The sequence below is a fragment of the Porphyromonas levii genome, assembly GCF_018206105.1.
GTDB lineage: Bacteria > Bacteroidota > Bacteroidia > Bacteroidales > Porphyromonadaceae > Porphyromonas_A > Porphyromonas_A levii.
Genome location: NZ_JADRGN010000002.1, coordinates 88,337 through 112,280 on the forward strand (window position 1 = coordinate 88,337; position 23,944 = coordinate 112,280).

18 protein-coding genes and 2 tRNA genes are annotated in these 23,944 nt (G+C 46.3%); 18 read left to right on the forward strand and 2 right to left on the reverse strand.

Annotated features, from left to right (window positions below; all coding sequences use genetic code 11):
- Window positions 1-489 precede the first annotated feature (489 nt).
- Window positions 490-3,318 carry a M16 family metallopeptidase gene (locus IX315_RS00975; protein ID WP_018357714.1) on the forward strand — a complete coding sequence of 943 codons (2,829 nt, stop codon included), beginning with the start codon at window positions 490-492 and terminating at the stop codon, window positions 3,316-3,318.
- 71 nt (window positions 3,319-3,389) lie between these two features.
- On the opposite strand, the gene IX315_RS00980 is transcribed toward IX315_RS00975, so the two are convergent.
- On the reverse strand, window positions 3,390-4,832 hold the full coding sequence (locus IX315_RS00980; protein ID WP_018357715.1) for an ATP-dependent DNA helicase: 1,443 nt from the start codon (window positions 4,830-4,832) through the stop codon (window positions 3,390-3,392).
- Between the two features lie 163 nt (window positions 4,833-4,995).
- Between IX315_RS00980 and IX315_RS00985 the strand changes: the two genes are divergently transcribed.
- From IX315_RS00985 to IX315_RS01065, 17 genes are all read left to right on the forward strand, one after another.
- On the forward strand, window positions 4,996-5,709 hold the full coding sequence (locus IX315_RS00985; protein WP_134849504.1) for a hypothetical protein: 714 nt from the start codon (window positions 4,996-4,998) through the stop codon (window positions 5,707-5,709).
- A gap of 88 nt (window positions 5,710-5,797) precedes the next feature.
- Window positions 5,798-6,640: a DUF3822 family protein gene (locus IX315_RS00990; RefSeq protein ID WP_018357717.1), complete on the forward strand. Its 843-nt coding sequence runs from the start codon at window positions 5,798-5,800 to the stop codon at window positions 6,638-6,640.
- A complete protein-coding gene (rsmD, locus tag IX315_RS00995) occupies window positions 6,631-7,170 on the forward strand; it encodes a 16S rRNA (guanine(966)-N(2))-methyltransferase RsmD (protein ID WP_018357718.1) in 540 nt (179 codons plus the stop codon). Before IX315_RS00990 ends, rsmD begins: the two co-directional genes overlap by 10 nt.
- A gap of 25 nt (window positions 7,171-7,195) precedes the next feature.
- Window positions 7,196-7,444, forward strand: coding sequence for a GlsB/YeaQ/YmgE family stress response membrane protein (locus IX315_RS01000; RefSeq protein ID WP_018357719.1), 249 nt, complete (start codon window positions 7,196-7,198; stop codon window positions 7,442-7,444).
- A gap of 135 nt (window positions 7,445-7,579) precedes the next feature.
- A complete protein-coding gene (locus tag IX315_RS01005; RefSeq protein WP_018357720.1) occupies window positions 7,580-9,070 on the forward strand; it encodes a monomeric [FeFe] hydrogenase in 1,491 nt (496 codons plus the stop codon).
- Window positions 9,051-10,052, forward strand: coding sequence for a [FeFe] hydrogenase H-cluster radical SAM maturase HydE (hydE, locus tag IX315_RS01010; protein ID WP_211636271.1), 1,002 nt, complete (start codon window positions 9,051-9,053; stop codon window positions 10,050-10,052). The genes IX315_RS01005 and hydE overlap by 20 nt, the downstream gene beginning before the upstream one ends.
- Window positions 10,053-10,076: 24 nt before the next feature.
- Window positions 10,077-11,495: a [FeFe] hydrogenase H-cluster radical SAM maturase HydG gene (gene hydG, locus IX315_RS01015; RefSeq protein WP_211837091.1), complete on the forward strand. Its 1,419-nt coding sequence runs from the start codon at window positions 10,077-10,079 to the stop codon at window positions 11,493-11,495.
- Window positions 11,496-11,578: 83 nt separating this feature from the next.
- The gene (hydF, locus tag IX315_RS01020; RefSeq protein ID WP_211636279.1) at window positions 11,579-12,703 is read left to right on the forward strand and encodes a [FeFe] hydrogenase H-cluster maturation GTPase HydF; all 1,125 of its coding nucleotides are present in this window, start codon (window positions 11,579-11,581) and stop codon (window positions 12,701-12,703) included.
- A 15-nt stretch (window positions 12,704-12,718) separates the two neighbouring features.
- Complete coding sequence (locus IX315_RS01025; RefSeq protein WP_018357724.1) at window positions 12,719-14,080, forward strand: TIGR00341 family protein; 1,362 nt, start codon at window positions 12,719-12,721, stop codon at window positions 14,078-14,080.
- Window positions 14,081-14,144: 64 nt separating this feature from the next.
- Entirely contained in the window at window positions 14,145-15,671 is a 1,527-nt protein-coding gene (locus IX315_RS01030) for a helicase HerA-like domain-containing protein (protein WP_134849507.1), read from the forward strand.
- A 728-nt stretch (window positions 15,672-16,399) separates the two neighbouring features.
- Window positions 16,400-16,669, forward strand: a complete 270-nt coding sequence (rpsO, locus tag IX315_RS01035) for a 30S ribosomal protein S15 (RefSeq protein ID WP_018357726.1) — start codon at window positions 16,400-16,402, stop codon at window positions 16,667-16,669.
- Between the two features lie 145 nt (window positions 16,670-16,814).
- Window positions 16,815-16,886 (forward strand) — tRNA-Glu (locus IX315_RS01040).
- Window positions 16,887-16,927: 41 nt separating this feature from the next.
- Window positions 16,928-17,185, forward strand: a complete 258-nt coding sequence (gene rpsT / locus IX315_RS01045; protein WP_018357727.1) for a 30S ribosomal protein S20 — start codon at window positions 16,928-16,930, stop codon at window positions 17,183-17,185.
- A 65-nt stretch (window positions 17,186-17,250) separates the two neighbouring features.
- Window positions 17,251-17,322 (forward strand) — tRNA-Glu (locus tag IX315_RS01050).
- Between the two features lie 129 nt (window positions 17,323-17,451).
- Window positions 17,452-19,686, forward strand: a complete 2,235-nt coding sequence (locus IX315_RS01055; RefSeq protein ID WP_134849508.1) for a RelA/SpoT family protein — start codon at window positions 17,452-17,454, stop codon at window positions 19,684-19,686.
- 5 nt (window positions 19,687-19,691) lie between these two features.
- Window positions 19,692-20,348 carry a ribulose-phosphate 3-epimerase gene (gene rpe, locus IX315_RS01060; protein WP_018357729.1) on the forward strand — a complete coding sequence of 219 codons (657 nt, stop codon included), beginning with the start codon at window positions 19,692-19,694 and terminating at the stop codon, window positions 20,346-20,348.
- Window positions 20,349-20,365: 17 nt separating this feature from the next.
- Window positions 20,366-21,910 (forward strand): ComEC/Rec2 family competence protein, encoded by a 1,545-nt coding sequence (locus IX315_RS01065; protein WP_211837092.1) that lies wholly within the window; start codon window positions 20,366-20,368, stop codon window positions 21,908-21,910.
- A 158-nt stretch (window positions 21,911-22,068) separates the two neighbouring features.
- Here the strand turns inward: IX315_RS01065 and gltX are convergent, their stop codons facing one another.
- Window positions 22,069-23,577, reverse strand: coding sequence for a glutamate--tRNA ligase (gene gltX, locus IX315_RS01070; protein ID WP_211831828.1), 1,509 nt, complete (start codon window positions 23,575-23,577; stop codon window positions 22,069-22,071).
- Window positions 23,578-23,944: the final 367 nt, after the last annotated feature.

Sequence of the window (23,944 nt, forward strand, 5' to 3'; positions counted from 1 at the left end):
ATAGATAGCCAAAGATCGTTGAGGTCGTAAAGAACCCAATTGTGGTAGGTATTCCGTGTATAGTCTCTCCCGCAATGAACTCCAGTTCCTCCCGCGAGGGACTCGAGTTTCTCTGGCGAGAGACTGCAGTCCCTCCCGAGAGAGACTTTCCTTGCTCCCTAGTGTAATACTTTTTCCTATGTATAGGGCGATCTGTGAGAAAGGGAGAGACAATCACTCCTCCTAGTCAGAGTCTCTTGTACAATATCCACTCAGTGGTCTTGGTATCGGTCTTCAGACTTGTCGAGTTGCCGATACTCGCTTATATTTCTTTGATCTACCATACTGTATTACAGAGATATTCTGTCTAGTCTGTGTAGTAGAATTAGCACAATTTATATTTTTTAGAGCTTGATATTTCCGATATAATAGGTACATTTGCGCAATAGGAGACTATATAGAATCCCAGGTGGAGATAGAATAATAATAAATTATAATTTACAACTACAAATGAAAAAGACTTTACAACTTTGGATGAGTCTATTCGTGGTAGCGCTACTTGGTAGCTATACCCAAGTTGCTGCACAGGATCCTCAAGTGCAGCCTCTTCCAATTGACAAAGATGTTCGAGTAGGGAAGTTGCCTAATGGGCTTACTTACTTTATTCGCCACAATGAGATGCCTAAAGAACGTGCTAACTTCTACATCGTACAACGTGTTGGGTCAATGCAGGAGGAGGACAATCAGTCAGGTTTGGCTCACTTCCTCGAGCACCTCGCTTTCAATGGCTCTCGCCACTTCCCAGGTAAGGGGATGATTAACTACTTAGAGCGTATTGGCGTAAAGTTTGGTGAAGAACTAAATGCTTTTACCTCTTTTGATGAAACTCGTTATACGATTAAGGATGCGCCTGTAAATCGCGATGGCGTGGTGGACTCTTGTATCCTTATCCTTCGTGATTGGAGCGATGGTATTGCTCTATTAGATGAGGAGATTGATAATGAGCGTGGCGTAATTGAGGAGGAGTGGCGTCAAAGTGAAAAGGGTAATACTCGTGTACTTACTCAGGTGCTCAAGAGAATGTTCCCCGGACTTAACTATGGTAAGCGTATGCCTATCGGTAGTATGGATGTTGTCCGTAACTTCTCTTATCAGGAGCTACGCGACTACTACCATAAGTGGTATCGTCCAGACCTTCAGGGTCTAGTGATTGTAGGTGATGTTGATGTAGACGCAGTGGAAAAGAAGATTAAGGATACTTTCGCTGATATGAAAGCTCCTGTGAATCCTGCTGAGCGTGTATATGAGGAAGTGCCTGATCGTGAGGCTCCAATTAGCATCGTGGTAACTGATCCCGAAGCTACGAGCAATTACATCTCTATCTCTACCAGCTATGATGCTCTTCCAAAGGAGTATAAAGCATCTGCTGTTGGTCTTTCTAATAATTATATGACCACTGTACTAAGCATGATGATGAATACCCGTCTGGAGGAGATTGCACAGAAGCCTAATGCTCCATTTATCGGTGCAGAGATGAGTATTGGTCCTATCATGGGATTGACAATGACTGAGGATAACGTGGATATTACTGCTGTATTCGAACCTAATAAGGGAGAGATAGCACTAAACGCAATTGCTGCTGAGATCAAGAGAGCTAAGGATTTCGGATTTACTGCGGCCGAGTATCAGCGTGCAAGTGCAGAGCTAGTGAATAGCTATGAGAATAGCCTTAATTCTAAGGCAAACCGTACCAACACTTCTTATGCTGATGAGTATAGCAGCTACTTCACTAGTGGTGGCTATATCCCAGGTATCGAGTTCGAGTACCAGCTTATGAGCCAGCTAGCTCAGGGTCTACAAGTAGATGTTATCAATCAGATGTTCCAGCAGTTGCTAAATAGCAATAATACTGTAGTACTTCTTATGGGACAGGAGAAGGAAGGTGTTTCTTTCCCAACTGAGGAGGAGCTAATGGCTGCTTACAAAAAGGGTATGGAGCAGGAGGTAGAGGCTTATAAGGATGAGTTCTCTAACGTACCTCTAATGGATAATCTTCCAGATCCAGGTAAGTTACTTAGTGAGGAGAATGACCTGAAGTTTGGTGTTACGAAGTGGACTTTTGAGAATGGTGCCACCGTATACCTACTGCCAACAGATTATAAGAAGAATGATATTCGTCTTTATGGTATCAGCCATGGTGGTTATCTACAGCTTGCCGACAAGCTTGGTTCTGTCAATACTCGATCTTTCGATATGGCAGATGTGGCAGGTGTTGCTAACTTTGATAATACTGCACTCTCTAAGGTGCTCGCTGGTAAGACCGCTTCTGCTAGTACATTTGTAAATGGTCTATCAGAGGGCGTGAGAGGTAAGTCTTCAGATAAGGATCTCGAGAGCATGTTGCAGCTGATGTATCTCCGTATGACAGATATGCGTAGCAGCGATAGCGACTTCGCCGCTCAGGTAGAGAAAGCGAAGGTTATGCTTAAGTCAAGTACAGCTGATCCAATGTATGCTTTCTGGAAGGCGCTTCCAGGTGTCCTCTATCCAGGGAATGAGCTTCGCCAGCAGAAGACTGTGGAGGAGTACGACCAGATTGACTACGCTAAGATTGTAGAAGCATATAAGGGTAGGTTTGCTGATGCGAGCGATTTTACTTTCTTCCTAGTTGGAAGCTTTGACAAGGCAACCGTACAACCACTCCTTGAGCGCTATATCGGGTCTCTTCCAAGTACTCATTCTAAGGAGGCGGACCAGAGCGCTCTAGCTCCTAAGATGAATCCTAAGAGCACAGATAACACTATCACACTTACCGGAACAAACCCAATTGCTGCTTCTATAGCTGTATTTGTTAATGACGGCAAGTATGGTATGAAGGAGAATATGGTTGTTGATATCCTTGGTGAGGTGCTTAGCCAGCAGTTCTTCAAGAGTATTCGTGAGGATGAAGGAGGTACTTACGGTGTTGGTGTACAGGCTTCTGTACAAGAAGCTCCTAGAGGTGAGGAGTCTTTGCTGATTTACTACCAGACTAATCCAGATCAGGTAGAGAAGCTTAACAATAAGATTATGAGTGAGCTTCAGCTTGTAGCAGATGGCAAGATCAATATTGATGAGTACTTCAATAAGACAGTGCTCAACATGGAGAAAGCCTATGACCAGAATGTGCGAGAGAATAGTTACTGGCTAAATGTTATTAGTTCTTACTATTTCAAGGGCGAGAACTTCCATGACAACTATCTAGAGACGCTTCGTAGCATTACTACTGCTGATGTTCGTGCTGCGCTTTCTGAGATACTCAAGGGTCGTAAGCTAACTCAGGTTGGTATGACTAAGTAATCGAACTAAGGATAGTTACTAAATAAGGAAGAGGCTACGCAGCACTAAACTGCGTAGCCTCTTCCTTATCTTCACTGCTCTAGGTCTCCAAAGATAAAGGAGGGTGGATTGAGAATGTATAACTTTTCTGTAGCTCGGGTCATAGCGGTGTATAACCAACGGCAAAAGGAGAGATTAATCATCTCTGGAGTGAGATAACCGAAACTGAGGTATACCTCTTTCCACTGCCCACCTTGAGCTTTATGGCATGTCATAGCATAGGCGTACTTGACTTGAAGGGCATTAAGATAAGGGTCTTGACGAAGCTTTAGGTATAGGTCTCTGCGATTGGTAATATGTGGGTAGTCACTGCAAACCCCTTCGTACAGCACTTGGCGCTGCTCCTTAGTGAGTGCTGGCGCTTGTGTAAATAGGCTGTCCATCAGGAGCTGTGCCGAAATAAAGTCTCCACTGGTGTCTTGGAGTTCAGCTTCTCTGAAGGTAAAGCCATGAAGTTCTTGTTCTCGTCGAGTGCCTAACACTTTTAGAATTTCTCCATTCGCAAGGAAGTTGCTTGTGGCATTGCCTTGGCTGTCTACGGGTTGGTATAGATAATTATTGCGCACGACCATGAGGTTTTCACCCGGGACAATCTCCTCGTCGTAGTACAATGAACGGTTGCGGATGGCTTTGTTGTATTCTTCGGCATCCCTATTGGAGCGTGTGACAAGAAGCGTCTCTTCTTGTCCGACTCGTCGGTAAGAGTCTTCTACCAGCTCTGGTAGATCATAGCCCGATATGATTTCTACTTCACCTCCAGGCTCAGGCATAGGGAGGAGTGGTTCGGACCAATCTTTGCCTTGCTGTAGGTCTAAGATTCTGCCCCTAAGTAAATAGCTAAGGTAGACGATTTCTCCACCTTTTTCCTGGCGTACGATATCTTTGAGAACACCTTGGTACAGCACCGAGCAGTAGCCAAGAAGGTAGTCTGGATTGAGTGAGGGGCTGAGCTCTGTGCCGACGGGAGGAAGCTGGGCATCATCTCCGATAAGCAGTATCTTGCTTCCTTCTATGCTAAAGCAAAAGTCGGTAAGGTCATCGAGCAGGTGTCCACTTCCGAAGGTTCCAAATCCATCGCTCGAGTTATTGATCATCGATGCTTCGTCAATAATATATAAGGTGCCAGGCTGGTGCTTATTGAAGTTAATCTCATAAATTACCCCCTCGCTAGAGACTCTCTGACGGTAGATGGTTCTATGGATGGTAAAAGCTGGTAGCCCGCAGTAGTGCTCCAAGACTTTGGCAGCTCTACCAGTGGGCGCAAGTAGCATTTGAGGGCTGTGGTGCTCTTGTAGCATGCGCGATAGTGCTCCAATGAGGCTACTTTTTCCTGTGCCGGCATATCCTCGAAGGAGAAATATGGAGTGCTCAGTAGGGTCTGAGAGAAAGTTTTGAAGCTCTTCTATTACTGTCTGCTGGCTTAGTGTAGGCTTGAAACCAAAATAATCCGCTATTTGAAGCCTGTTGTGTGTCATATTCCCTGAAAATTGACTATATTTGAACGCTCATTTCTGTGGAAGTCTGAATAAATGTTGCTACTTTTGTACAGACTATCTGTGAGTATGAGAAGGAATTCCTTCTCCTCTAGATGGAGCGTTGATTGTTTGTGAATGCAAAATAACAAATATATTTGATGGTATGAAGACTTTAGTGAAAATTTTGTTGGCCTTAGCGGTTATTGGTCTGGGGTGGGCTGTGTATAACAGTATCCAGGTGCCAGTGGACTTTGATAAGACCAAGACAGCTCGTGAGCGTGCAGTGATTAAGGAACTAGTGGATATCCGTGCAGCTCAGATAGCTTACAAGCAGGCACATAATGTGCATGCTGCCAACTTTGAGGAGCTACGTAGCTGGCTCGAGACGGGTAAGGTGACTACTATCTTCCGTGTGATGGAGCTTACTGAGCAGCAGCTCGAGGATGGTATGACTGAGGCAAAAGCAAATGCTATTGTCCGTAAGGCAATGGCGACGGGCAACTGGGCTGAAGCTGAGGCTGCTGGTCTATCTAGCATTGTTGACGGTAAGCGTGTTTCTTTCGTTCGTGATACCGTGCCAGAACTAGCAAAGACTGCAGTATTTAGGGATCGTCCTGATTTCGATGTTCAGAAGCTCGGTATTGTTCCTTTCTCTAACGGTGCTGTATTCGCTATGGATACTGCTAGCGTGAAGACTTCTTCAGGCTTTGATATCAAGGTGTTTGAAGCAAGCACTACTTACGATGTATATCTAGGTGACCTCAATAACACTGAGTTGCGTAATCTTACTGACAAGCAGGTACAGATCGGTAAGTTCCCTGGTCTAAAGGTCGGTTCGCTAACTGAGATTAATAACTACGCAGGTAACTGGGAGTAATCTAGTGCCTACATGATTTTAAGAAAGCACACCTCTGTACCTCATGCGTGAGGTGTTGGGGTGTGCTTTTCGATAATATAATATTGAGGTGGGTAATATAATCACAATCGATCCTAAGCGTGAAGCTTCATACTCTGCCGACAAGGCACTTAATATGGAGGCGTACTTGGTAGTAAGCCGTGCCCAAATACAGTATGCAGCTCGCCCTATCGATGACAACTCTACTATTTATACTGCTACTGCACAGTTAGTCAACCATCCTGATGGAGGGATGCAACAGCTCTTTTGGGAGTATCCTCTATTTGCATTGCCTTACAAGAGTACTGTGATAAGCGTAGAGGATAGTAGCTCGTTTGTGGTAGTACCTCAAGATTTATTAGGAAGCGCTTCTAAAGAAGAATGGCTAGGAGTTGCTACTGGACTTAGTGGTCGTAGGGTAATGTCTATCGATATGGAGGAGGAGCGCTCTACTGTAATTTACTCGATAAGCCAGGAGCTCTTTGATTTTAGTCAGCGTTCGTTTTCTATCCCTTCGTATACCCATTGTATTGTTCCGCTGATACGATTGGCGGTTACATTTACTCGTCGTGACGTGCCTCGTGTGGTGATACTGATGCATCTCGGAGAGTCCATTAATGTCGTAATCGCTACAGAAGGACGGTTGTTGCTTGCTAATAGATATAAGGTGGCTAGCGATATTGATACTCTATACTATGTGACAGCTCTTTACCGGCAGTTTAAGTTTAGTCCTCAGGATACACCTCTCTTGGTGTATAGCCTTGAGGGAAGAGGGAAGTTGCTTAGCCTACTCGGAGATATAATTAGTGATGTGAGGTGGAATAGCTATCCATATCTCTCAAAGGAATACCAACAGAATAAGGTGCTTACGACCATACATCAACAACTTGTATTACAGCTACTATGCGTATAATTAGTGGACAATACGGGAAGCGCCGCTTCCCACTCCCTACGAGTTTCAAAGGACGCCCTACTACCGATATGGCAAAAGAAGGGTTGTTCAATATCTTGGCAAATAGGATTGATTGGGAGCAAACACGAGTACTAGACTTATTCGCAGGCAGTGGTAGTATTGGCTTCGAATGCCTATCGCGAGGTGCACACGAGGTACTTGCAGTAGAGAAAGATCCTCGCCATGCTTCGTTTATAAAGTCAGTAGAGGATGCCCTCTCTGACCATAACCATAAAGTGCAGACGAGAGATGCACTTAAATATATAGAAGAGTCTCGGGCGGATCAGCCTTTCGATTTAATCTTTGCTGACCCTCCCTATGCTCTTCCTCAGCTACCGGACTTGCCTGGTATGATACTCGGTAGTAGCTTGCTTGCGCCTGATGGATTGCTGATAGTAGAGCATCCTCGGGATATCAGTTTTGGTGATAATGAGTGCTTTGTGGAAGTTCGTCGTTATGGCTCTGTCCACTTCTCATTTTTCACAAAGTAATATTAATATATAATACACAGATGTTATGGGATTAATTGGTTCTCTTATTACAGGGTTTATAGCTGGCTCACTAGCTAGCTGGATTATGCCTGGTGGCGGTCGCCACTGGATTGTAGATATCATCCTCGGTCTACTAGGTGGTCTAGTAGGTGGATGGGTGTTTGATATGCTTGGTATCGCTACTGGTGGTGGTTGGTGGATTAACCTTATCATCGCTATTATCGGTGCATGTATCCTGATCTTTATTGGTCGTCTTTTCTCTAAAAAGGAATAGAGACACAATATTTTATAGTGCGGAGTGGTGGAAGATACGTCTTCTACCACTCTTTTCCTTTCTTGGATATGCTAAAAAAGCTTATCTTTGCACTCGTAATTGATAGTTGTAACTTCATAAGAAATTAAGATTGGTATGGCGTACTCCAATAATGTGATGATAATCAGACACCAGCTTTTGGCAAAGCTCGTGCGACTATGGCATGAAAGTCAATTGGTCGAGAAGATAGATCAGGTTCCAATAGAGATGATTCCCAAATTCGGTAAGGATCGGGTTCGTTGTTGTCGCCACAAGGAGCGTGCAGTACTCAAGTATAAGATGCTACCTCTTTTGGGACTAGATATGTCGGATGAGAAGGATGAGCTTACTCCACTATCAGAATATGCTACAATGGCTCTTGAGCGCAAGGAGGTACTGAAGCAAAATTTACTGTGTGTGGTAGACGAAGCTTGTACATCTTGTGTGGACATTAATTATGAGGTATCTAATCTCTGTCGTGGTTGTGTAAGCAAAGCTTGCTACAATGCATGTCCTAAGAAGTGTATTTCCTTTAAGAAGAATGGTCAGGCCGAAATCAACCACGATGAGTGTATAAGCTGTGGTAGGTGCCATGAGTCATGTCCTTATCACTCTATTGTATATATCCCAGTGCCTTGTGAGGAGTCTTGCCCGGTTAAGGCTATTAGCAAAGATGAGCGTGGTATAGAGCATATCAATGAAGATAAGTGTATTTATTGTGGTTCATGCATAAACGCATGCCCCTTTGGTGCTATCTTCGAGATTTCTCAGGTCTTCGATATCCTGCAGGATATCCGTGAGGGCAAGCAAGTCATCGCTCTTGTGGCACCAGCAATATTGGCACAGTACGATGCAGAGCATCAGCAGGTATATAGCGCTATCAAGGGGCTTGGCTTCCATGATGTATTGGAGGTAGCTCAGGGTGCTATGGATACCGTTGAGCACGAAGGGCATGAGCTTATCGAAAAGCTACAGTCTGGTCAAAGCTTTATGACTACTTCATGTTGTCCATCATTCTACGAGGCAATCGATAAGCATATTCCAAAGCTCCACGATTACGTTTCAGACTCAAAGTCTCCAATGTATTATATTGCGGAGAGAGCAAGAGCGAAGTATCCAGATAGCAAGATCGTATTCATTGGCCCATGTGTTGCGAAGCGCAAAGAAGTTCGACGCCCTGGTCAGCAGGTAGACTATGTAATGACTTTCGAAGAGCTAGCCTCTATATTTGATGGCATGGACATCGACCTCAAAGCTCAGGAGCGCTTTGTGCCTGAGTTTACCTCTGTGCGTGAAGCTCATGGATTCGCTGCAAATGGAGGAGTTATGGGTGCCGTTCAGAGCTATTTGCGTACCAATCCAGCAACGGCGGATAAGGTAGATAAGATATCTACTGAGATGATTAGCAACCTTGACAAGCGTACTATTGCTAAGCTAAAGGGCTATGCTGCTAAGGGTAAAGCTGGAGGCCAATTTGTAGAGGTAATGTGCTGCCCAGGTGGCTGTATCCATGGGCCAAGTGCTCATAATGATATTGTCTCCGGCAGGAAACAACTGCAAAAGGAGATGGAGACGATTGACCTCACCTATGCAGATATTAATAAATAAACTCAAAGATGGGGAGAGGTTGTCTGAAGTGGATTTCCTCTCCCTTCTTTCTCTGCCAACTACCGAGATCGAAGAGATAGCTGGGCAGGTGGCGAGGAATCGATTAGGGTACACAGTGTTCCTGCGTGGCCTTATCGAGATATCCAATTATTGTCGCTGCAATTGTTATTATTGTGGTATCCGAAGTGGCAATAAAGAGGTGGTGCGTTATCGTCTGTCGCACGATGAAATATTAGAGACGTGTCAGATAGGAGCAAAGCTAGGGTTTCAGACCTTCGTACTTCAGGGAGGTGAAGACCCCTATTGGAGGGGAGAAAGACTAGTGCAACTCATTACGCAAATACATAAGAGCTACCCTGATATTACCATCACACTATCTTTGGGAGAGATGATGATGGACGAATACCAAGCTCTCTACGAAGCAGGTGCACGTAGATATCTCCTTCGGCATGAGACCATAGATCCCATTCATTTCCAGCAACTACATCCAGTAGATCAGACCATTGCCACTCGCCTAGAGGCGCTTCGCGCTCTCAAAGCAATAGGGTTCGAAACGGGCGTAGGTGGTATGGTCGGTTCCCCAGGGCAGACCCTCCACCATCTAACTAAGGATCTATGCTTTATACAACAGTTTCAGCCAGATATGATTGGTATTGGTCCCTTTATCCCCCACAATGATACCCCATTTCGCCACTATCCTAGTGGCAGTCTTGATCTTACCCTCCGTATGGTGGCACTTTGTCGGCTCATTTGCCCCAATGCTAATATTCCAGCTACTACTGCAGTAGCGTCCTTAGCTTCCGATGGTCGTCGGAAAACCTTAGATGCAGGAGCTAATGTAGTGATGCCCAATCTCTCACCACCTACATATAGGGATTACTATTCGCTATACAATAACAAAGCTCGCACAGGTAGTGAAGCTGCCGAAGGGCTCACCTTGCTCCGTGCAGAGCTTTCTCAATATGGCTACACTACACTGTAGCCGCTATTCACATTAATATGATATATGCAATACGATAAATTTTCATCCAAAGCAGAGGAGTTTATCCACCATGGTGAGATCCTCGATAGCATTGCCTATGCCGAAGCTAATAAGGACAACATTGCCCTTCAGCGTATAATTATAGAGAAAGGGCGCCAAGCCAAGGGGCTAGAGCATCGCGAAGCGGCTGTGCTTCTTCTTGCTACAGATCCAGAGATAAGGCAAGCTACCGCCGACCTAGCCAATGAAATCAAACATCGCTTCTACGGCAAGCGCATCGTGCTATTTGCGCCCCTCTATCTCTCCAACTATTGTGTCAATGGCTGTACCTACTGCCCCTATCACATGAAGAATAAGAGTATCCCTCGACGTAAGCTTACACAGGAAGAGATTCGCAACGAGGTAATCGCACTGCAAGATATGGGGCACAAACGACTCGCTCTTGAGACTGGCGAACATCCTAAGTACAATACCATGGAGTATCTCCTAGAGTCTATCAAGACTATCTACTCCATCAAGCATAAAAACGGAGCCATCAGGCGTGTCAATGTCAATATTGCTGCAACTACGGTAGAGGACTATCGCCTCCTTCACGAGGCGGGTATTGGTACCTATATTCTCTTTCAGGAGACCTACCACAAAGCCAACTACGAAGCCTTACACCCTACAGGTCCTAAGAGCGATTATGCCTATCATACAGAGGCAATGGATAGAGCAATGGAGGGAGGAATTGATGATGTAGGCTGCGGCGTACTCTTCGGGCTCAATACTTATCTCTACGACTTTATAGGATTATTGATGCATGCCGAGCACCTCGAGGCTAAATATGGGGTAGGTCCCCATACCATTAGTGTTCCTCGTATCTGTCCCGCCGATGATATTGATGTAGAAGATTTCCCCAACTCCATTCCCGATGATATCTTCTTACACATCATTGCGGTAGCACGTATTGCAGTCCCATATACTGGTATTATCGTCTCTACACGTGAGAAGGAATCTGTACGCTCTGCAGCACTCCATGTAGGTGTTTCTCAGGTAAGTGGCGGTTCTCGTACTACGGTAGGCGGGTATGCTTCTCCCTCCGAGGCAGAGAACTCTCAGCAGTTCGAGGTCAACGACCATCGTACCCTCGACGAAGTGGTTGCTTGGCTACTAGAACAGGGACATGTGCCTAGTTTCTGTACTGCATGCTATAGAGAGGGACGTACCGGAGACCGCTTTATGCAGCTCTGTAAGAGCGGACAGATTGGAAATTGCTGTGGCCCCAATGCCCTCATGACCCTTCAAGAGTATATAGAAGACTACGCTTCCCCAGCTACTCGAGCTCTTGCCCAAGAGGCAATCCAGGACGAGCTAGAGCATATCCCGCACCTCAAAGTCCGCTCCATAGCTGCCGAGAGGATTAAGCGTATCAAAGAGGGCGAGCGCGACTTCCGCTTCTAGCAGTTCTTTCTGAGTAAGCGTAATGAGCTGTCTGAGAAAGATAAAGTATATTTTAGGACTTGAATAAGTTGGCTATTGTCGGTATGAAACAGAAGATATCCCAAGGAGATCGTCCCCACATAGTACTATACGGAGAGGTAAATAGCGGTAAGTCGAGCCTCTTCAATCTCCTCCTCGGTCAGGAGGCATCGGTGGTATCCGATATTGCTGGAACTACTACCGATGCGGTCTCCAAGGCTGTGGAACTGCCAGGTATTGGTGCTGTTGTCTTGGTCGATACTCCCGGAGTAGGGGATGAAACCTTATTGGGACAGAGACGAATGGAGGCAACAGAGCGTGCGCTTCGCCGTGCCGATGTGATTCTCTGCCTTGTCCCCCATGGAGCTAAGGTGGATACCAGATTAGAGCAGGAGTATCCTCGTGCCAAAGTCATCTCTATCCAATCTAGTAGAGATAATGAGGAGTATAATGCTCCTCAGAGAAGAGCTAAGGTTATCTCTATGCTTGCCGAAGTGCTTTCGGAGTCAAAGGCAGAGGAGCATACTATTACTGGGTCACTGGTGAAGGCTGGCAATCTTGTAATCCTAGTAATGCCACAAGATAGTGCTGCCCCTAAAGGTCGACTCATATTGCCTCAAGTGCAAACGATTAGAGAGCTTTTGGATAAGCAATGTCAGGTGCTCTGTCTCCAGCCATCGGAGTTTTTGCCTGCACTCAATAAGCTCTCGGTATTGCCTGATCTCGTGATTACCGATTCACAAGTGTTTAAGCAAGTAGAGGAGATGGTACCGGATGGGGTGCCACTGACCTCCTTTTCGGTACTCATGAGTGCCTATAAGGGGTCTCTGCCCGAACTACTGGCAGGAGCAAAAGCACTCAACAACTTAGCACCTGATGCTCGTATCTTGATTGCTGAGGCGTGTAGCCATGCACCTACTTCCGAAGATATTGGGCGTGTTAAGCTCCCAATGATGCTACGGAAGAAGTACGGAGAAGGACTAGTTATTGACCATGTTAATGGTAACGACTTCCCTGCAGATCTTACGAAGTATGACCTCGTTATCCACTGTGGGGCTTGTATGTTTAATCGCCAACACCTACTCAATCGTCAAGATATGGCGGTAGCGCAGAGTGTACCCATGACTAATTACGGGATAGCGATTGCTGCTATCCAAGGAATATTATCTAGAATTGCTTTGCCACAATAATAAAAGATAGATATCATGAATGAGACCAACAACGTTACTCTAAAGGCTTGGCTGAAAAAGTACTTCGACCTCAATAGGGAGAAGGAAAATGAAGAGCAAACGATAGAACAGATTCGTGCCGATGTGGAGTTTAGGGGCGCTAGGGTCTGGATCCTGATATGTGCTATATTTATAGCCTCTATAGGTCTTAATATGAATAGTACTGCAGTGATTATCGGAGCTATGCTTATCTCACCCCTTATGGGACCTATCATAGGATTAGGGCTAGGACTTGGGATTGTCGATTACGAACTAGTGAAGAGGAGCCTTCGCAATTTCGTTTTTGCCGTTGGGGTCGCTATTCTTACCTCCACGCTTTACTTCTTGATTACCCCAATATCTACAGCTCAGTCCGAGATATTGGCTCGTACTCAGCCTACAGTCTATGATCTTTTCATTGCACTACTTGGTGGTATCGCTGGTATTGTGGCGGGTGCCACCCGTACCAAAGGACAAGTCATCCCTGGAGTAGCTATTGCTACAGCCTTGATGCCACCGCTCTGTACAGCAGGGTATGGATTGGGGACAGGGCAGATGTCTTACTTCTTTGGGGCGCTCTACTTATTTATCCTCAATGCCGTATTTATCTGCCTGTCCACTTATGTGATGGTCAAGCTCCTCAACTTCCGAAAGTTTACCTACGTCGATCCCCAGCATGGTAAGCGTATAAATCGCTGGATGATTGTGATTGTCCTCTGTACTACAATCCCCAGTGTGTACTTGGCATCCCAGATGATTAGCAAGAGCATAGAGGAGCAGAGGGTTGCCAGTTTTGTTAAGAACGAAATGGTTATGGAGGATAGCTTCCTTCTTAAGTACGAATACAATAGAGGGGATAGCATCAATACTATTACGGCTTCTATGATAGGTAAGCGCTTGGAGGAGAGTGATCTATTGCTGCTTCAGAAGCGTTTGGTGGACTACGGACTGCGTAATACCCAGCTGAAGATAAGGCAAGGTTATGATGAGAGCATGAGTGAGGAAGTAAGGCACTCTATCCTGAGCGATTTGAAGCAACAGAAGAGTTCTTCGGAGAGTGTTGCCCAGTTCCTACAGCTGAGAAATGACTCGCTTCAATTGCAGCTCAATAAGGAGCAAGCCTTTTACCGAAAGTGCCAAGATGTAAGTGCTGAGGTGAAGCAACTCTTTGATCAGGTATCGAAAGTTGAGGTAGCCCAACTCTATTGTTTTAGTACCGATTCCATGCAAGTCGATACCTTGCCATTTATTCGCTTGCGTATTACCAAGTCGCTTAGTAAAGAGCAGGAAAAGGTGATCAGGAGATGGCTCTCTGTGCGTTTCGAAAATCCAGAAGTGCTCATTGAGAAAGTCAGATAACACTTCAAGTCTGGGTAATATTGCTATCTTTGGACAGAGTTGTATTTAAGAAAGAAAGGTAATTATGATCGAGAATAAGGAGCAGTTGCCACTCATCGGGCATAGTGGCGAGGGATTCGTGGGGTTTGTCCCCAAGATGATGAATAGGCATGGGCTTATCGCTGGAGCTACAGGTACGGGCAAAACCGTGACACTACAATCTCTTGCTGAGACCTTCAGCCAGATGGGTACAGCTGTATTCGCCACAGATATGAAGGGAGATCTCTCTGGGATTGCCAAGGCGGGTGGCAATAAGGAGAGCGTTACGAATCGTGTAGCACAGTACGGACTAGAGGAGAGGGGTTATAGGTATGCAGGGTGTCCCGTAGAGTTTTGGGATGTCTTCGGAATAAAGGGTAATCCTCTACGCCTCTCAGTATCTAGTTTAGGCCCTTTGTTGTTGGAGCGCCTATTAGGGCTTAATGAGACCCAAGGTGGCGTACTCAATATTATATTCCGTATTGCAGATGAGCAAGGGCTCCTTTTGATAGACCTAGATGACCTCCAGACCATGGTGCGCTTTGTGGGGGACAACCGTAAGGAGTTTATCACCACTTATGGTAATATCTCTCCTGCATCTATAGGGGCAATTCAGCGTGCACTTATGCGCTTGGAAAGTGAGGGTGGGCATCAGTTCTTCGGTATGCCGGATCTTGACCCTGCAGACCTCTTTCGGCAAGTAGACGGGCAAGGGGTCGTTAATATCCTTGCTGCGGACCAGCTAAGCCGTTCGCCAAGGATATATTCGACACTGCTCCTATGGTTACTCTCCAATTTATTTGAGAATCTGCCCGAGGTTGGGGATTTGGATAAGCCCAAGATGGTTTTCTTTTTCGATGAAGCTCATCTCTTATTCAATGATATTAGCCCCGTACTGCTAGAGAAGGTGGAGCAAATAGTCCGTCTAATCCGCTCCAAAGGAGTTGGTATTTACTTTATCACGCAGACCCCTTCGGATGTGCCCGAGAGTGTGCTCGGACAGCTGGGCAATCGCGTGCTACACGCTTTGCGTGCTTATACCCCTAAAGATCAGAAGGCTATCAAGGCGGCTGCCGATGGTTTTCGCCCCAATCCTAAGTTCGATATGCAGGAGACCATCATGGGGCTTGGTACAGGAGAGGCTATAGTGAGTATGCTGGAACCCAAGGGAGCCCCTGGTATTACCGAACGGGTAGCTATTCTTCCGCCTCAGAGTTTCATAGGACCTCTGAGCGAAATAGAGCGTAAAAATCTTATGATGATGTCGTCCCTCTTCAGTAAGTACGCCCAAGAGGTAGACCCTGAAAGCGCTCATGAGATACTTACAGCACGGATGCTCGCTTCCCAAGAGGCAGCAGATGCGCTCGAAGCGCAGAAGGAGCGTGAGAAGCAATTGAGAGCACAGCAAAAGGCTGAAGCCGAAGCCGCAAGGGCTAAGAAAAATGAGCCTAAGTCTTTTGTGGAGGAAGCACTGGGTACGCTTTTCAAGACAACCAAACGCCAACTGACTACGCAGATAGGACGAGAGATTACACGCACCATCTTTGGAACTTTCTTCGGACGCAAGCGATAGCCATCGATTATATTCTCTAAACTGCTCAAGGTTTGGACTGAATGGAGGGGGTCGTTGTATTAATCATCAAGATTACGATAACGTATATGCTCCCACTGTCCTCCCTAGTTTTATATAAGTCTCTCGCTGGAGAGACTCCAGTCCCTCAGGGGAGAGACTCCAGTCCCTCAGGGGAGAGACTCCAGTCCCTCAGGGGAGAGACTCCAGTCCCTCAGGGGAGAGACTCTAGTCCCTCAGGGGAGAGACTCCAGTCCCTCAGGGGAGAAACTCCAGTCCCTCAGGGGAGAGACTCTAGTCCCTCAGGGGAGAGACTCCAGTCCCTCAGGGGAGAAACTCTAGTCCCTCCCGCGAGGGACTTTTTTTTGCTCAGGCAAGTGCATTCTCTTACTCAGGCGAGTGGAATAAAGTATGCACGCTTTAATTGGTCTATAGTTCGGCTTATGGAATTGACCGCTAGCCCAATTTGGCTTTGCTACTGCTGTGAGGTTATTGTGTAAGTGGGTGATAATGATTCGGAAGAGGCGTGTCTGTGCTCATCGCTATACGTGACCATAATTGGGCGGTAGTAGGTAGAATAGTAGTGTATAGGGGCAATTGTTCAAAACTTAGTCGGTAATTGGTTTGTCGCTTTGGCAATTTTTTGTATCTTTGCCGAGCAATCACCTAAGCGTAGGTAGCGTTCGAGAGAGCGTCATGGTTGTTTTGTTTAATTATATCAGGATAAAGTCATGTACTTGAATTCAGAGAAGAAGCAAGAGATCTTCGAGAAGCACGGGAAGTCTAACACTGATACTGGTTCCGCTGAGAGCCAGATAGCATTGTTCTCCTACCGTATCTCGCATTTGACTGAGCATTTGAAGTCAAATCGAAAGGATTATAATACGTCTCGTGCACTTAAGATGTTGGTAGGTAAGCGTCGCCGCTTGCTCGATTATCTAATGGAGAAGGATATCGAAAGGTATCGCCACATCATCAAAGAGCTTGGCATTCGTCGTTGATTCCAGGAGCGTCTGGAAGCGAGCTTGAGTTTAGATTGAAATTTCTTTTGAGAAGTTTTGGAGATTCGGAAAAGTTTTGTATCTTTGCACTCGCAAAGGTGATGAGCGAGTTTTGAGAGACTCAAGCACGGATTGCTTTGAAGTTGGCCCATTCGTCTATCGGCTAGGACGCCAGATTCTCATTCTGGAAAGAGGAGTTCGATTCTCCTATGGGCTACAGGTTTTTATTAGGAATAACAGAAGTTTTATACAAGAAGTATGGCAAATCATAAGTCTGCGCTAAAAAGAGTAAGACAGAGTAGCACTAGGCGTGTTCGCAACCGTTATTATGGTAAGACGATGCGTAATGCTGTTCGTGACTTCCGCGCACTTACAGATGCTGCTGAGGCTCAGAGCAAGTTGCCAGAGCTTAATTCTCTCCTAGATCGTATGGCATCTAAGGGTAGGATTCATAGGAATAAGGCAGCCAACCTCAAGAGTTCTCTTGCACAGCATGTTAATGCCCTGGCTGTCTAAGCCGTGGAGAAGCGTTTGGGGGCTAATCTGAAATAGCACACTACAGATAGCGTCGTTATAGGTTTGGCCCGTTCGTCTATCGGCTAGGACATCAGATTTTCATTCTGGAAAGAGGGGTTCGATTCCCCTACGGGCTACGATATAAGAGTGCTACGATGGTATCATCGTAGCACTCTTTTTCACTATGTACTAAGCTATAGTATTGGTGCATGTCCTCATTTTTATGTACTTTTGTTTGGTAGACAAGTAGGGGAGCAAGTCAAAGTATGGGTATACAAACTGAGCAAGATTATGGATTGGTAGTTCAGTCGGCTTTTGATCAACTCTTGGCCGACTATCTTAATTCCAATCATCGAAAGCGCACTGATGTAATCGTTAAGGCATTTAACCTTGCACGTGCAGCACATGAGGGAGCAAAGCGAAAGAGTGGGGAGCCATATATTTTGCACCCTATAGCTGTCGCTAGTATTTGTTGTAACGAGATAGGGCTTGGGTCTACCTCAATAGCATCTGCCTTGCTCCATGATGTGGTGGAGGATACAGACTACTCGGTAGAGGATATCCGAGATATGTTTGGTAGTACGATAGCGCGAATTGTAGACGGACTAACCAAACTATCGGGAGAGATATTGGCAGAAGTGATGATGGGTAAGGAGAATGCTTCGGCGCAGCTGGAGAATATTCGTCACCTATTACTGACAGCCAATGATGATATTCGTATCGTTATTGTCAAGATTGCCGACCGTCTGCATAATATGCGTACACTGGGAAGTATGCCGGAGACTAAGCAAGTGAAGATTGCTTCTGAGACACGCCTCTTCTACGCACCTCTGGCAGAGCGACTAGGTATGTATGATATCATGAGCGAGCTCAATGATCTATCGCTCAAATATGACCATCCACAACAGTATCAGGAGATTCAGAAGGAGATAGAGAAGAGTGGACCAAAGAGATCGAGGCTATTCCAGGAGTTTTATGCCGAGGTGAAGGACGACTTGGATCGTACTGGGCTGCAGTACGAGATACAGCATAGGATGAAGGGCATCTATTCTATCTGGATGAAGATGACTAGCAAACAGCTCTCTTTCAGTGAGATTTATGACCTCTATGCTATACGTATCGTCTTCTTTCCAAACTCTCCTGAAACTGAGTACGACGACTGTTTCCGTATCTACCGAGCTATAAGCAAGCACTTCCGTATTAAGGATGACCGTACCCGAGATTGGCTTACAAAACCAAAGGAAAACGGTTATCAGGCTCTGCACATCACTGTAATGGGACCATTGGGTGAGTGGGTAGAGGTACAGATTCGCTCTTATCGAATGCATCAGATGGCAGAGCGCGGACTCGCCGCACACTGGAGATACAAGCAGACTCCCGGGGAGGTCGATGAGATAGAGCAGACTATCCTCAATAATGTTCGTGCACTACTGAGTAATCCTGGGCCTAGTGCTTCGGACGATTACGAGACCATGATGTATAAGTTCGCTACACAGGATATGCTCATCTTTACTAAAGGAGGGGAGCAGATGCGTGTGCCGCAAGACTTCACAGTACTAGACTTCGCCTATAGATTGGGTGAGAAATTTGGCAACCATTGTCTTGGTGCCAAGGTCAATCACGGTATGGTGAACATTGATTACCCTCTTCACAATGGCGATCAGGTAGAGGTGCTCACTGCCTCTAAAGTCCAGCCTCGGGTAGAGTGGCTCAGTTACGTCACTAGTCCACAAGCTAAACGAGCTATTCGTAGCTATCTCATCAATAATCGACGTAAAGACGTAGAGCGTGGCAAGAATATGCTGGAGGCTTTCTTGCGAGAGCACGAGTACGATATCTCGGAAGTCATGCCACACATGGGCTCTATTCTTAACTTCCCCAGTGTAGACGATTTTTATCTCGCTGTGCTAAGGGGTGAAGTTAATCTTGATGAAGAGTTGATTCACAAGTTATTAGAGTTGCACCAAAAAGGTGGATACGGTGGCGAGGATAGGCAACTATGGCTCGACTCCGATGAGACTCAGGTGCCGAGCGTACCTCTAGAAGACCGCAAGAAGATGTATACTCTTACGGCTCGAGATGGGCGTCGCAATTATATCCGTGCACTATGCTGTAAGCCTATCTACGGAGATGAGGTAGATGGGCTCCTAAACGATAAGAACCAAGTAGAGGTTCACAAGAAGAGCTGTCCCAATGCTATAAGGTTCAAAGCAAGCCATGGCGATAAGATACTTGCGGTATCATGGGGTTCTCATGTGCATTCCAACTTCGGTGTCACACTGGAGGTGGAGGGCGTCAATCAAGACGGCTTTGTGCTTAATATCCTCAATTCTATTAGAGAGCTGCATATTCCACTCATTCAGATAGAGTTTTCCAGCTCTATCGATCGCGCTATCGGTAAGATCAGGGTACGTGTGCCCAATCTGTCGGAGTTAAACTACCTGATCCGCAGACTCAAAGAAGAGAATGACTTATTGCGAATACATGTTATCAATAACTAAATACTATGGAGAGAAAAAGAATAATTGCCCCATCGGTACTATCCGCTGACTTCCTTAATCTTGGGCGAGATATCGAGATGCTCAATGCCAGTGAGGCAGAGTGGATTCACCTCGATATCATGGACGGTCGCTTTGTTCCCAACATCTCATTTGGCATACCCGTGGTTCATGCTATACGCAAGGCGACCACCAAGATGCTTGATGTCCACCTCATGATAGAGGAACCAGAGAAGTATATCACCGCTTTTGCAGATGCTGGAGCCGACCTCCTCACCTTGCACTACGAAGCTTCCCGACATCTTCACAGGGCTATGCAGCAAATTCATGACGCAGGGATGCAGGCAGGAGTCGTACTCAACCCTCATACACCAGTAGAACAGCTCTATGATCTCCTCCCATATCTAGATGTCGTACTGCTTATGTCCGTAAATCCAGGTTTCGGAGGACAGAAATTTATTCCCCAGACGCTCGACAAGGTAGCTAGGCTCCGTCGTATGATAGATGAGCGAGACCTTAATGTCGTTATCGAAGTTGATGGTGGCGTCAATGATATCACCGCTCCACAGCTGTTCCAAGCAGGAGCCGAAGCTCTCGTGGCTGGTAGCTACGTCTTTGGGTCGGACAATCCTGCCGAGACCATACGCCAACTCCTTCAAGCCTAGCCTACAGCACGCATGCCTTGACACCCCAGTCCCCCTTATTCCCACTCATAGGCTATCGGCATCGCCCTGCGCTTAGGCTCCTCATCGGATGCCTCCTCGGTATTGTCCTCTATGAAAGTGGTTACTTCCTATGGGGCAGCATTGTGCTAGGGGCATTATCCATCATAGCACTGATATTATCCAAGAGAATACCCACGATAGAGCTACTCATGTGGCTTTCTATCGTGGGTATTCTCTTTGGCGCTTACCTCTCACTACGTGCCCGACCCATTGATGGCCTTCCCTTAGGAAGCACCCTTTATCAGACACCCATACGTATCCTCTACCCCATAGGAGCTAGTGCCGAGAGCCAAATACAGTACAAAGCTCAGATACAGCTACCACAGGGACAATGGCTCACGATTCAGCTCCATTCCCCCAAAGAGATACCAGACTGCTATGGCAAAGAAGGGCGGGCAACCCTAGACCTCTCATCCCTCCATACGATTACGAGTCGAGGTTACCGTAACTACCTCAAGAGCGAAGGCGTCCAAGCCGAAGGACATCTCCATACCCTTCACACCCTCCAGACAATGTCCCATCCACCGCTTATCAGTCGTCTACAGCGGTTCCGGCAATACCTTATCGATAGCTTTGAGCTACAAGCCCATTGCCATATCCCATGGCAAGATCGAGGCTTAATCTATGCCCTTGCCCTAGGTGATAGATCCTATCTTTCCAAAGACCTAAAGAAGCAGTTTGCCGCCTCGGGTGTAGCTCATATCCTAGCCGTTAGTGGCTACCACCTCGGTATTGTCTATGGGCTCCTAAGTCTCCTTATGGGCAAACTCCTTTGGCGCCATCGTTATCGCCACTACCGTTATGGGCTCATCCTCCTTTTCCTCGTCCTGTATACCCTCCTTACTGGTGCCTCAGTTGCCACCGTACGTGCGCTTCTTATGAGTAGCATCATCTTAGGAGCCAAGTTGATAGATCGCCCTGTCGACCCCATCCAAATGCTCTCACTTATCCTGCTACTCCTCCTATTCCACAACCCCTTTGCGTACTATAGCATCGGTCTACTCCTCAGTGTTAGCGCCGTTTGGGGCATCTATACCTTTGCCTTTCTCATAAAGCTATATCTTAGACCACATAACCGTAGACTCCAGTGGCTTTCTACCCTAATCGCTATTAGTCTATCTGCCCAAGTCGGAGTCTTACCAATACTCCTTACCAGTTTTGGTGCCGCTTCCCTAAGCTTCTTATGGAGCAATATCCCTATAACGATTCTCACAAGCCTTCTTATCCCTGTTGCACTCCTTAGCTTCCTAATAGTACAAGTATTTGGGAGCCTTCCCACATTCCTTCTTGTTGTCCTCCGCTACCTTGCCTTCGCTACGGAAACACTAACTTATCTCTTTACTCCAGAGTACTACGGCATCAATCTTCATGCCCAATTGCATCCACTCGTCCTGCTTCTCTATTATCCCCTCGTATACCTCCTCTATCGGAAGTTCTATCAATACGCCTTTCGCCATAGGATGTGGCATAGCAAGGCCACCCAAAGAGAAACTTTCTCGTAGGCTTCAGCCATTAAGGCAACAAAGAGAAGTGCATGTACGAGGTCTGCAAGTCTCAGTCCTCATACATGCACTTCTCTCCTAGTCCTTCGCTAGTATTGTCGTCTTACTTGAGAATGTTACACGAAAGCGACGCCGTAGTTTGCTTTCGTGCAAAGGCTCTACTTATTCACTTCTAGAGCATATTTCATACGCCTTATCGCCTCAGGAATGCCCAACACATGGATAATCTCATGAATCTTCGCGCCACGACCTTCGCCCACTAGCGCCATACGCATGCCGTTCATCACCTTGCCCATTGGTAGCGACTCATCGCCATTGATGCGTGCATATAGAGCCCGCTCTATCTCCTCTGCCGAAGCCTCATTATCTAGAGACTCTAGTAGAGCTATCATCTCGCGGATGTATACAGGTGTCTCCTCCTTCCAGTGCTTCTTCATTCCCTTCTCCTCGAACGTCTCAGGAGCTACAAAGAAGTAGCGAATCTCGCGAACGAAGTCGGGTAGTAGCTGCACTTTCTCTTTCGCTGTCCCAATGGCTTCTTGTAGTTTTTCTTCAGATGGAGATAGCTCGTCAGCCTCCAGCATTGGGCGAACTATTTTAGAGAGTTCCTCCAAAGAGAGTTGCTGAATGTACTGGTGGTTGAACCACTTTGCCTTCTCGAAGTCAAACCTAGCCCCGCTCTTGCTACATCTATCAAGCGTGAATAGCTTTGCCAGCTCCTCCATCGAGAAAATCTCCTGTTCTGTACCAGAGTTCCACCCAAGTAGAGCTAGGAAATTGACCACCGCATTGGGCAAATAGCCTTGCTCACGATAGCCCATAGATACTGCGCCATCAGTAGGGTCTATCCACTCTAGTGGGAAAACAGGGAATCCCAGTTTGTCTCCATCGCGTTTGCTGAGCTTACCATTGCCTGTAGGCTTTAGAATTAATGAGAGGTGGGCAAACTCAGGTGCCTTCCAGCCAAATGCCTCATACAGCAATACATGCAGCGGAGCACTTGGCAACCACTCCTCACCTCTAATCACATGAGTTACCTCCATCAGGTGGTCATCCACGATATTGGCAAGGTGGTAAGTAGGAAGCTCATCACTGCTCTTGTAGAGTACCTTATCATCGAGGATGTTAGAATTAATCACCACACGACCTCTTATCAGATCCTGCACCTCCACATCCCTATCTGGCTCTACCAAGAAGCGCACTACATACTCAGCCCCACTCCCTAGTAGGCGCTCAACTTCTTCCTTTGGTAGCGATAGACTATTTCTCATCTTGCCACGAGTGCGCGCATCGTAGCTGAAGTTATCTGCTGCGTTACGTGCTGCCTCTAGCTCTTCCACTGTGTCGAAAGCATAATACGCCTTCCCAGCTTGCAAGAGCTCCTGTATGTAGCCCTTATATATTCCTCTACGCTCACTTTGGCGGTAAGGTCCCATAGGCTGGTTGTCCGTCCCTATCCCCTCATCTATCCCGATACCGAGCCACCGAAGCGACTCCACGATATATGTCTCAGCACCAGGGACAAATCGCTTACTATCTGTGTCCTCGATACGCAGTATCATAGTGCCTCCATGGTGGCGTGCAAAGAGATAATTAAAGAGGGCAGTCCTTACACCGCCAATATGCAAAGCACCCGTAGGGCTGGGCGCAAACCTTACTCTTACCATAATTGATTCGTAATTTACTTCATTATTAAACGACACGACAAAGATACTAAAATACACTGCAGGTTACTACAGCCATAAGCCTAAATTTGTATAAGCCCCCAACCCCCTGAAGGAGGCTATTTCCACTGCCACATAACAGCATAAGTCCCCTTCAGATGGTGGGTTACGAACCTCCGGGGTTAATTGCCTATACTCATTGACTATATACCCTTGTTTGCGCCTCTGACGAGCGCTCACTGTGAATAGCCATAGTAACCAAATTTATTCCTAGGAATAAATAAAACTTTTCCTAGAGATAAATATTTTTATTTGTACAGAAAAATAAATTTATTCCTAGGAATAAATTTTACCGCAAGCGCGATTCGTT

Coding starts and splice junctions, on each gene's coding strand:
- rpsT (WP_018357727.1), top strand. CDS start 16,928: ATGGCAAATCATAAGTCTGCGCTAAAAAGAGTAAGACAGAGTAGCACT.
- rpe (WP_018357729.1), top strand. CDS start 19,692: ATGGAGAGAAAAAGAATAATTGCCCCATCGGTACTATCCGCTGACTTC.
- hydG (WP_211837091.1), top strand. CDS start 10,077: ATGCAATACGATAAATTTTCATCCAAAGCAGAGGAGTTTATCCACCAT.
- rsmD (WP_018357718.1), top strand. CDS start 6,631: ATGCGTATAATTAGTGGACAATACGGGAAGCGCCGCTTCCCACTCCCT.
- IX315_RS01030 (WP_134849507.1), top strand. CDS start 14,145: ATGATCGAGAATAAGGAGCAGTTGCCACTCATCGGGCATAGTGGCGAG.
- IX315_RS00985 (WP_134849504.1), top strand. CDS start 4,996: ATGAAGACTTTAGTGAAAATTTTGTTGGCCTTAGCGGTTATTGGTCTG.
- IX315_RS00975 (WP_018357714.1), top strand. CDS start 490: ATGAAAAAGACTTTACAACTTTGGATGAGTCTATTCGTGGTAGCGCTA.
- IX315_RS00980 (WP_018357715.1), bottom strand. CDS start 4,832: ATGACACACAACAGGCTTCAAATAGCGGATTATTTTGGTTTCAAGCCT.
- IX315_RS01055 (WP_134849508.1), top strand. CDS start 17,452: ATGGGTATACAAACTGAGCAAGATTATGGATTGGTAGTTCAGTCGGCT.
- IX315_RS01005 (WP_018357720.1), top strand. CDS start 7,580: ATGGCGTACTCCAATAATGTGATGATAATCAGACACCAGCTTTTGGCA.
- gltX (WP_211831828.1), bottom strand. CDS start 23,577: ATGGTAAGAGTAAGGTTTGCGCCCAGCCCTACGGGTGCTTTGCATATT.
- hydE (WP_211636271.1), top strand. CDS start 9,051: ATGCAGATATTAATAAATAAACTCAAAGATGGGGAGAGGTTGTCTGAA.
- IX315_RS01000 (WP_018357719.1), top strand. CDS start 7,196: ATGGGATTAATTGGTTCTCTTATTACAGGGTTTATAGCTGGCTCACTA.
- IX315_RS01025 (WP_018357724.1), top strand. CDS start 12,719: ATGAATGAGACCAACAACGTTACTCTAAAGGCTTGGCTGAAAAAGTAC.
- hydF (WP_211636279.1), top strand. CDS start 11,579: ATGAAACAGAAGATATCCCAAGGAGATCGTCCCCACATAGTACTATAC.
- rpsO (WP_018357726.1), top strand. CDS start 16,400: ATGTACTTGAATTCAGAGAAGAAGCAAGAGATCTTCGAGAAGCACGGG.